General features: G+C 59.1%; 10 protein-coding genes. 2 read left to right on the top strand and 8 right to left on the bottom strand.

The window, feature by feature from the left end; genetic code table 11:
* Positions 1 to 40 precede the first annotated feature (40 nt).
* The 4 genes from L0U83_RS40490 to glaH form a co-directional block, all read right to left on the bottom strand.
* A complete protein-coding gene (locus tag L0U83_RS40490; protein WP_233890222.1) occupies positions 41 to 1,000 on the bottom strand; it encodes a LysR family transcriptional regulator in 960 nt (319 codons plus the stop codon).
* A gap of 56 nt (positions 1,001 to 1,056) precedes the next feature.
* Entirely contained in the window at positions 1,057 to 3,069 is a 2,013-nt protein-coding gene (locus L0U83_RS40485) for an FUSC family protein (protein WP_373321209.1), read from the bottom strand.
* A gap of 80 nt (positions 3,070 to 3,149) precedes the next feature.
* The gene (locus L0U83_RS40480; RefSeq protein WP_373321212.1) at positions 3,150 to 4,367 is read right to left on the bottom strand and encodes an alpha-hydroxy acid oxidase; all 1,218 of its coding nucleotides are present in this window, start codon (positions 4,365 to 4,367) and stop codon (positions 3,150 to 3,152) included.
* A 106-nt stretch (positions 4,368 to 4,473) separates the two neighbouring features.
* Positions 4,474 to 5,406, bottom strand: a complete 933-nt coding sequence (gene glaH, locus L0U83_RS40475; RefSeq protein ID WP_233890208.1) for a glutarate dioxygenase GlaH — start codon at positions 5,404 to 5,406, stop codon at positions 4,474 to 4,476.
* A 95-nt stretch (positions 5,407 to 5,501) separates the two neighbouring features.
* Here glaH and L0U83_RS40470 point away from each other — a divergent pair, with 95 nt between their 5' ends.
* Positions 5,502 to 6,410, top strand: coding sequence for a LysR family transcriptional regulator (locus L0U83_RS40470; protein WP_233890207.1), 909 nt, complete (start codon positions 5,502 to 5,504; stop codon positions 6,408 to 6,410).
* Positions 6,411 to 6,517: 107 nt separating this feature from the next.
* On the opposite strand, the gene L0U83_RS40465 is transcribed toward L0U83_RS40470, so the two are convergent.
* The 4 genes from L0U83_RS40465 to L0U83_RS40450 all read right to left on the bottom strand — a co-directional run bounded on the left by L0U83_RS40465 (position 6,518) and on the right by L0U83_RS40450 (position 9,009).
* Positions 6,518 to 6,964: a MaoC family dehydratase gene (locus L0U83_RS40465; RefSeq protein WP_233890206.1), complete on the bottom strand. Its 447-nt coding sequence runs from the start codon at positions 6,962 to 6,964 to the stop codon at positions 6,518 to 6,520.
* An 82-nt stretch (positions 6,965 to 7,046) separates the two neighbouring features.
* Positions 7,047 to 7,688: a glutathione S-transferase family protein gene (locus L0U83_RS40460; RefSeq protein ID WP_233890205.1), complete on the bottom strand. Its 642-nt coding sequence runs from the start codon at positions 7,686 to 7,688 to the stop codon at positions 7,047 to 7,049.
* A 4-nt stretch (positions 7,689 to 7,692) separates the two neighbouring features.
* The gene (locus tag L0U83_RS40455; RefSeq protein WP_233890204.1) at positions 7,693 to 8,319 is read right to left on the bottom strand and encodes a glutathione S-transferase family protein; all 627 of its coding nucleotides are present in this window, start codon (positions 8,317 to 8,319) and stop codon (positions 7,693 to 7,695) included.
* Positions 8,320 to 8,385: 66 nt separating this feature from the next.
* Positions 8,386 to 9,009, bottom strand: coding sequence for a cysteine hydrolase family protein (locus L0U83_RS40450; protein WP_233890203.1), 624 nt, complete (start codon positions 9,007 to 9,009; stop codon positions 8,386 to 8,388).
* 252 nt (positions 9,010 to 9,261) lie between these two features.
* On the opposite strand from L0U83_RS40450, the gene L0U83_RS40445 reads away from it, so the two are divergent.
* A complete protein-coding gene (locus L0U83_RS40445) occupies positions 9,262 to 9,774 on the top strand; it encodes a winged helix-turn-helix transcriptional regulator (RefSeq protein WP_233890202.1) in 513 nt (170 codons plus the stop codon).
* The last annotated feature ends 11 nt before the right edge of the window (positions 9,775 to 9,785 follow it).

Below are 9,785 nucleotides of genomic sequence, written 5' to 3'. Positions count from 1 at the left end.
GCTGGCGGTGTCGTGTGCGTCACCAACGGCGCGACCTGTGTCACATGGGCAAATCTGCGTCAGCAATCACGGACGCGGCTGGCACCGTATCGCCGTCATCGAGTGTTTGGGGAATGAAGTCTCGCAGAAAATCCACCCAGCTTCTGATCTTCGCATCCAGGTACTCGCGGGACACGTAAAGCACGCGGATGTGGGTCTCATTCATGCGATGTGTCGGCAGTACACGCAGCAGCGTGCCGTTGCGCAGCCACGGAATTGCAGTCCATAGCGGCAGTGCGCCAATGCCTCGCCCGTCGCGCAATGCGAGTGCCATGGCTTCCGCTACGTTGACCTGAAAGGGCGAAGGAGGAAGCTCAAAGGTTTCCGTGCCATGAGGACCATCCAGATTCCATCGGCTTTGCGGAAATGCCGGACTAGTGGTGCGCATGCAGGTGTGAGCGGCGAGGTCGGCCACCGTGGAAGGGATGCCATGCCGGGCGAGATACGAAGGCGACGCGCACAAAATGTTGCAGGTCTTTGCAACCGGGACAGACACGAGACCGGAGTCCGGCAATTCAATCGCGCCCAGTTGAACCGACACGTCGTAGCCTTCTTCGATCAGGTCGGGAACGTGCTGTGAGAGCGTCAATTCGACGGAGACCTGTGGAAACAGCTCCTGGTACCGCAGGACTGCGGGCATCACATAGTGCTGACCGAAACTGGCAGTGGCATGTACGCGCAGGCGCCCCGACGGCAGCAAGTGCGCATTCGATGCCTCCGCCTCCGCCTGGTCCACAAAAGCCAGAATCCGGTAGCAATGGCCCAGGTAGCGCTGACCTGCGTCCGTTACTCCGACGTGGCGAGTCGAACGGTTCAGGAGGCGCGTCTGCAGATGAGCTTCGAGTTCAGTGACGGCACGTGAAACCTGACCTGTTGACTTATTCACGGAGTTGGCTGCTGCGGTGAAGCTGCCAGCTTCAACTACGCGCACAAACATCCTCATGTTGCTTATCGTGTCCATCATATTTCCTTTATCCCGCCGCATGTCACAGTGCGGGATGGTGCAGGCAACGTCACTCATGCCGGATTGGCATGCCCGCTCGATGCGTCCATATACTCTTTTGCAGAAATGGCGATCGCTTGCAGAAGTGCCGCGCCATCCAAAAGCTCGCGTTTTGCCTGATCGGCAGGAACCGAGGCCTGCCGCAGCAATTGCACTGAGAGTTTGTCGCAAGCCGCTGCGAGGCGCGCGAAATCCAGCTTGCGCAGCCTTCCCCGGATGACTCTCATGGGCCGGTGCAAGCCCGGATGCGACGAAGCACCCTTTTGCAGTGCGAGCAGGCTGTCACCAATCATCCAACCTGCGAGTAGTTCACGCAGGTCGGCTTGCGCACCTGATCCAGACTTGGCGCTGGAGGCTTCCGTGGCGAAGCGACGGCCGAGGCGATCGGCAGTGCAGCTAAGCCAGGCATCTCTGCGCCATCGTTGCGGGTTGCTGGCCAGCTCGGAGAGGTCTCGCCGAACCGCGCCACGCAGCCGCGCGATACTCGATGCACGGTCCGCGGGAAACAAAACCGAAAAAGCGAGCGTGGCCCACGCGATTGCCAGCAGGGTGGACAGTGCGTCGTTCAGGAACGCGGCACCGCTAATGCGTACCACGTTGCTGGGTGAAGTGAAGTTCCAGAAAAACAGGGCAAACCCGCTGCCGATCGATGCCGTTCGAGGATTGCGCATAGCGAGACCGGCAGCGATCGTGAATAAACCAGCAATACAGGCCAGCGGAATGAAGTCCGACACTGCCGGCAACAAGAGAAAATTACACAGGATGCCTACCAATGCTGCTAAGAATGCGCCCTTGAACCATCCCATCGCGGCGGCGATGGAGTTGGCACGCGTGGCGAAGAGCGCGCTTACCACCCCGACTGTGGCGACGAAACCCGCGCCCGAGGGCCACGCACTAAATAACCAGAAGATGGACGCGGCGACCACGGCGAAAAACGCCCGCATCCCGTTGTGCCAGGCAAGCACATGGTCATGGTGGAAGCCAAATTTCACGGTTGATCGCGGAGGATTTACCTGATCCAGATATGATTTGCGTGCAATAACCTCCTCCCATGCTGTGAGAAGCATGGTTAGCCGGTCAAGAATGAACAGCATGCTAGTCCGTGAATCGCTCGGGCCGGATACTTCCAAAACAAGAGCGTGCCTGATTCTTGACTTCAGAGAGGCAATTCTGGACTTTGCAGTGGAAGAATCGGTATTGTCGCCAGCCAGCAGCATTGCCGTTTCATCGACAAGATCAATCTGGAGATCGGGGGAACGAATCAGTTGCGCTCGCAGTGCGTGGATTGCGGTGAGCTGTGTTAATACTGCGACGATTGCGGCTCGCACATGACCAATGGCGAGACGGACTTCCGCGGATGCAGCGGCAGCATATTCGGCCGCAGTGTCCAGTTCGAGGGCGGCCGCAAACAGCTTGTGGATGGCGACCCCATCATTCTCGCGGCGAAGTGCGCGTGCACCGAACTGCGAAGCCTTGTCCACATATGCATGAAAATGCTCGCGCACATCTCGTAGCGGCGCCCCGGGGGCGAGGATCGCAGTCAGGGTTGCGTCGACCAGAATGCCAACGACAACATAGACAAAGCGCGCGAGCGCAATATCGAACGCGTGAAGGGGCACAGAAGCAGCATCCAGGCCGATGATCGCTGCCGTATAGCCCGCCAGTACCGCAGCGTATGCACGAAAATTCCGCAGTGCCGTCGCCAACCCGGTGCAAAGTCCAATCCAGCCAGCGAGTCCCAACAGGAACAATTCTGGCGTCTGCGCAAACAGGTCGACGAGCACGAGTGATGCGACCGCACCCAGTGCAGTGCCGAAGATCCGGTACTGGCTCTTCGACACGCTCATGCCACGACTGTTTTGGGCGACGACCCACACGGTGATTGCAGCCCATTTCGGGTCGTCGAGGTTCATGCAAAACGCGATGTACAACGCGATCAACGACGCGCCTGCAGTCCGGACTGCGTACGCCAGTCCCTCCCATGTAACGCCCGGGATGGGCAGAGGGGGTAGTGTCTTGAAGTCCACTAGATATGGAGTCCTTATCTGTAAGCAGTCAGATTTCGTACACCAGCAGGGTCAAACGCTACTCGTACGAAACGCGTCGTTCAGGCCAGTATTGCGCGATCGACCTCGCGAATCGCGACCGTACCGAGCATCGCCATGTTTCTGTCGACTTCGTCCCTAAGAAGTCCGATTGCATGTCGAACGCCCGGCCCGCCGCCCACGGCGGCGGCATACATGAACGGGCGCCCAGCGAATACGAACTGCGCACCGAGCGCGAGCGCCTTCAGAACATCTCCCCCGCGCCGGATTCCGCTGTCCATCATCACGACGGTCTGGTCTCCAACGGCATCGCAAATTTGTGGCAACACGGACAGAGGTTCGACCGCACCGTCGAGTTGACGCCCTCCGTGGTTCGACACGATGATCCCGTCCGCGCCAATCGCGACGGCGCGCCGTGCATCGTCCGAGTGAAGAATGCCTTTGATGACCAGATTCCCGCTCCAACGCTGACGAATGCTTGCGATGTCCGACCATGACAGATGGTCGCGTCCAGTGGTGTCGCGTATCGCCGAAGCGGACAGCATTGGCGCACCTCGTGTTGCGAACGAGTTCTCGAAGTGGGGCATGCCGTGGTTGATCAGCGTCCGGGCGAATGTGCCGAGCAGCCAGCGCGGGTGAGCAATGCCGTCCATCGCGAGACGCAGCGACGGACGCATCGGTAGCGAGAAGCCTGTGCGCACGTTGTTTTCGCGATTCGCCCAGACGGGAATATCGACCGTGAGGACGAGCGTGGAGAAGCCAGCGGCTTTGACGCGCTCGATCAGGGCGTCTCGGCGAGCGGCGTCGCCGGGGAGGTAGGCCTGGAACCAGGTGCCCGGTGCCTCAGCATGGACCGTCTCCATCGGAATGAGCGAGGAGCCGCTCATGATCGCAGGGATATTTTCATCCTGTGCCGCTGTGGCGAACGCGATGTCGCCTCGATATGCCGAGATGGCACTGATTCCGACCGGCGCGATTCCGAACGGGGACGAGTAGGTATGGTTGAAGATCGTGGTCTGCTGCGATCGCTGAGATACGTCGACAAGCACCCTCGTGCTGAACTTCAGGCGTTCGAACGCAGCACGATTCGCAGCGATCGACATGCCGTCCTCTGCGGCACCTGCAATATAGCCGAAGAGCGGACGCGGCAGAACGCGCCGTGCCGCTTCCTCGAAGTCCGCGAGTGAGAGGATGTTGCGCAGTCGCCGGGGGAGATGTTGTTTGACCCCGTAAGCCGCTTGTTCAATTCGCCCGACGGGCGTCGTCCCCTGCACATTCATACACTCTGCGTAGTCGTTCATTTCATCGTCCCACTGAGTTACGTCGGAATTGCTGCGCCAGCCCTCAGCGGCCGGTGTGGCCGACACCGCCGGAGAGCTGGCGGCGTCAATACGCAAACGAGCCCCGCTGGCGCATCAACTCGCGGAACAGCGCTGCGTTCGGCTGGAACGGTGCGCGCCCGTGGAGGTAGAAAAAGTTGTTCAGCACCACCAGACCGCCGACCGGCAAAGACACTTCCCGCGTACCCGCCGACGCTTCCATCGACTGCGATAGTGCGCGGAGAAACGCGGCTTCTTCGCGGTTGGAGGGCTGAACGAACTGGTCGATGAATGAGATCGACAGACCGAATTCGCTTTGAAAAAACAGCGGCCGCTCGATCTGCTCGTTGACGTTCTTGGAACCTGAACCCTTGTAGAGGAACGGCTGGGTTCCGAGCTTGTGATTGACGAAGCGATCGCGCTCTTCCCAGTCATCAAGATGCAGGAAGCGCGATTCACCGCCGACCGCGTTTTGCTCTGCGAATTTCATCATCAACAGCCAGTCCGTTGCATCGCTCACGTACGTACCGTCGGTGTGCATCGTGAACAGCCGGTATGCCTGTCGAAGATACGAGTCGCTGTTGTCGGTGTGCTTTACCACGAAGCGGGCGTAGTACGTTCCCGACATCGCATCGTGATTGCTCGGTCCTAGGATATGACCGATGGCCGTACCGAACTTCACGAAGTCGGAAGGATCTTGCGAGAGGTCCTCGAGGCCGATGGTGAAACCGCCGTGCCGACGGTCCTTGACCAGTTCGACGAGCATGTCAGCGAAGTCGTCGCCGAGACGCTCGACCAGCAGATCAGCAAGGTGATGGCGCATGAACGGGACATATTCGAGATTCTGAACGTCGATAGCCCGTACGTCGGCGAGGAATCCGGCCAGCGCGTTGGGCTCGACCGTCACGTTCATGATGCGGTGATGGGTGGGATGCGCCGACAAGCGGAAAAGCGGTTGCCGGTGCGTGATGGAACCAGGGTGGGTGATCAGTGCGTCCATGTTGTCCTCCTGTTGTTTCAGGACTCTATTTGATGCCTCTTCTTTGATATCATCCAGAAGCAATGCGCGAATGTTTATTCGCTCGTGGAGATTAAATGATCGACGCACGTCAACTGCGATACTTCGTAGCCGTGGTGGAGGATCTGCACTTTGCCAAGGCAGCGGATCGACTCGATGTCGCGCAATCAGCGCTCAGTTCCCAGATTCAGCGTCTCGAGCAGGAGATCGGCGTTCGCCTCCTGAACCGGAACAAGCGACAGCCCGTTACGCTGACCGATGCGGGGCGTTTGTTCCACGCCGAAGCGGTTGCCGCGCTACGGCATATTGAGCGTGCGGATCAGGTCGGCCGGCTGGCGGCCAGAGGCCTCGCCGGTGTTGTGCGGATCGGATCGGTAGCATCCGGCGTGAGCAGCGGCGTGCTCTCGAGGATGCTGCGTCAGTTTCGGATCACACACGGCGACGTTCGAATCGAGGTCATGGCGATGGAGACCCCACGTCAGTTCGAAGCGCTCACCAGTGGCGAGATAGACGTGGGTATCGTGAGACCCTGGCGCCAGCATCCGGCAGGCATCGTGGCGACGATTGTGCAGACCGAATGTCTTTTGGTCGCGATGGCCGAAGATCACTCACTGGCGGCGAGCGCGCACGTGTCGGTCAGGGACCTGAAAGATCAGCATTTCATTGCCCCACATTTCGATGATGACGACGGCGGATTCAGCGAGGTGCTTACGGCGCTGGGCGCAGCGGGAGGCTTTGTCCCTCTTCTCGAACATCGCGTTCATGATTTCATCGCCGCCATCAGCCTCGCATCCGCCGGTTACGGCGTGGTTGTCGTCCCGGAATCGATGCGTAACTTTACACAGCCAGGAATCTGCTATCGGTCGATCGCGGATTTCGAGTATCCGTGTCATCTCGCAATGGCTAGCAGGAGGCGGGAGCTTTCACCCGCGGTTCGCGCATTCGTGCAGGAGTCCCTCGAACTGTTCACCGCTCGCGCTCCTTGAACGGGCTAACCGCGTCAGGCGGCTTTCGGCTCGGCGCCTGGCCACTGACCGATATGCGCAGTCCGATTGCCTCGCGACGGATAGATGAGGTATGGTCGCGGCACGCGTCAACCACGTCTGAACGCGAGAAGGCGGGCAACAGATCGCTGACACAGTTCGTCATGCTGGTTCAGCGTGTCGCTCTGCACCGTTACGATTCCGCGGTCCGGCTTCGACCTCGACGGCGAAATCTCCACGATGGTGCTAACGACATGCAGGACATCGTCAGGCCGGGTCGGGCGCGGCCACGTGATCTCGCTCCCCGCACCGATCACACCGCCTGCCAACGGAAGACTCTCTACCAGCAGCTTCATCGTGATCGCCGCTGTGTGCCAGCCACTCGCCGCAAGCCCTGCAAAAAAGGCCTCGCTTGCCGCGTCCTCATCGAGATGGAAGGGTTGGGGGTCGAAACTTTGCGCGAACCCGCGTATCTGTTCGACGTCGAGCCTGTGCTCCGAACTCGTGTATACCGCTCCCGGCATGAGGTCTTCCAGATAAATCGGATCTGCGTTCATGGGGTTGCTCCTTGAAATATTTTGCTCGCGCATCAGACGGTTCGGGCAGCATGCGTCACTGCACGCGACAGGGGTTCATGGTTTACTTTTGGTCAAGCTTGACCTCGAAGCCGCGGCGCACCGCGGGGCGCTCGAACATCGCGTCGTACCATCGCTTGACGTTTCGGTAGTCCGCCAGATCGACCTTGTGTCGCTCGTGTCGCCACGCCCAGCCAACGATGGCAAAGTCTGCGATCGAAAGCTCGCCGGCCACGTACTCATGGTCGGCGAGCCTTTTGTTCAGCACCGAATAAAGCCGGCGCGTTTCGTCCGAGAAGCGCTTGAGACCGTAGCGCTTATCGTCTTCTGAAGCGAGGGCGGCGAAATGATGCACCTGCCCGGGCATAGGCCCGAACCCGCCCATCTGCCACATCAGCCATTCGATCACGGGGACCCGCTCGCGTAGACCACGTGGGAGAAAACGGCCAGTCTTTTCGCCAAGATAGAGAAGGATCGCGCCCGACTCGAACACGCTGATGGGCTGACCATCGGGGCCATCTGGATCGACGATGGCCGGAATCTTGTTGTTCGGGCTGATCGAGAGAAACGCCGGCTCGAACTGCTCGCGGTTCGCGATATTCACGGGCTGAACGATGTACGGCAGCGCCATTTCCTCTAGCGCCACGCTGACCTTGCGGCCATTCGGCGTGTTCCAGGCATATAGCGTGATCGGTTCGGTCTTCACGGATTCAACTCAGTTCGACATCAACATGCTTGTTGAAACCCGAACGCGTAGCAAGCAGCGTGTACCAACGTTCGAGATTGGGCATTCGGGTACGTTCAATGCCCGGCATTCCAAACCATCGTCTCGCGAATGCGCCGAGCACGATATCCGCAATGGTGAACGACTCGCCTTCGATGAAACTGCGACCTTTCAGCTGTGCGTCGAGCACTTTCCAGACTTCCGTGACCTTCGCAACGTCAGTGGCAATTTTGGTGATGTCGCGCTCGGCCTCGGGCGTGCGGATGATTCCCCAGAATACGGGCCGCTCGGCCGGTTGCAAAGTCGAGAGCGACCAGTCGAGCCAGCGGTCGATGCTGGCCCGCGCCTTTGCATCGGCGGGATAAAGTGCGCTGGGTCCTCCGTACTGCATCACGAGATAGCGCAGGATCGAGTTCGATTCCCAAAGTACGAAATCAACGTCGACGAGCGTTGGGACCTTGCCCATGGGATTCATCGCGAGGAATTCGGATTCGGTGTTGTGTCCGAACTGCAGACCGGCGTCTATCCGGTTGTAGGGAAGGGAGATTTCCTCACAAAGCCACAGGACCTTCTGGACGTTGACCGAATTGGCACGTCCCCAGATGGTAATCATGTGCGTGTCCTTTAGGGCTATTTGCTAATGGATTGATCGTTTGAGACCGTCATCGTCGGCCGGCGCTTATGCCGGGACTGCTGTGAGCAATTCGGCCGTCGTGACGATCGAGTGGGCGAATGTGGGGCCGTTCAGTTCGTGGGCGGCTCGCATCATTTCCGGAGAGAAGGCGGCGGTCGCGTCGCGTACGAGCGTCACGTGATAGCCGAGTTCCATCGCGAATCGAGCGGTGGATTCGATGCAGGTGTTTGCGAGCAGGCCAACGACAATGACGTGTGAAATTTTGTGCTGCTTGAGCTGGAAATCGAGGTCCGTGTTGGCGAAACCGCTTTGCGCCCAATGCTCGTGGATGATGATGTCGTTTTCCTGCGGAACAAAATCGGGGTGCCATTCGCCGCCCCACGTCCCCTTTGCGAAAGACTGGCGCTTTTGCACGGCCCGTTGCGTTGGGTTCGGATGATCCCAGTCTTCGTAATCGCCAGGCTGCCAGCGCCGATGCGGCACATAGAACACCTGGATGCCAGCTTTGCGAGCGGCACCCACCGCTGCGCGCAAATTGTCGAGGAGCCGAACGTCGTTGGCGACTGCTTCAATCATCGGAAAAATCTTGCCGCCCTGCGACAGGAAGTCGTTGTACGGGTCGACCAGCAAAAGACCGGTGTGTTCGGCGTGATAGACGGGGTCTGACATGTTGCTCTCCGGAAAGCGATTCGGGTTGGGGCACGGCACAACCGACACCCTGTTGCGCGGAGCTTCCGTGCGATGTCGAGGACTCCCATGCCTTGTAAAGACATTATATATATGAAAATCATAGTGTAAAATTAAACATGAATTCCATAGAGAACTCGAGGGTATCGGAAGCATTTTTCGTCCCAGTTTCCTCCGTCAGCGCCGACACAGAATCCGTGATACTATGAAAACCGTAGTTACGATGGAGGCGAAATGAAACGCAGAGAGAAGGGAGTGACCACGGTGTGCCCGGTGGCGCGATCGACCGAAGTTGTCGGTGACAAATGGACGACGCTCGTGCTGCGCGAACTGTACATGGGCGCGACCCGATTTGAGGAAATCCAGATTCAGACGGAGGCGACGCCCCAGATGCTGGCGACTCGCCTGAAGTCGCTTGAAGCGGACGGAATGGTCGAGCGACACGCGTATCAGGAAAGGCCGCTGCGCTACGAGTACCGTCTCACAGAGAAAGGTCGGGCTTACTACCCGGTGATCCAGGCGCTTCGCACGTGGGGCGAAACCTGGTGCAAAAGCAAAGGCGAGGAAGTCGCCGTGCGGTTTACGCATCGTGTGTGCGGGCACGAGGTCGGCCTCGACTACATCTGTCCGTCGTGCGGCGAGTATGTGGAGCGCCGCGACCTCGATGCAACCTTAAGTGCGACATTCGCAAAAGAGCGCGAGAAAAGGCATGAGACATATCGGGCCGCGAAGGCCAGATCTGTTTGATCTAGTTGGCG

The organism is Paraburkholderia flagellata, from assembly GCF_021390645.1.
Classification (GTDB): domain Bacteria; phylum Pseudomonadota; class Gammaproteobacteria; order Burkholderiales; family Burkholderiaceae; genus Paraburkholderia; species Paraburkholderia flagellata.
This window is presented reverse-complemented; position numbering and strand designations above follow the sequence as displayed.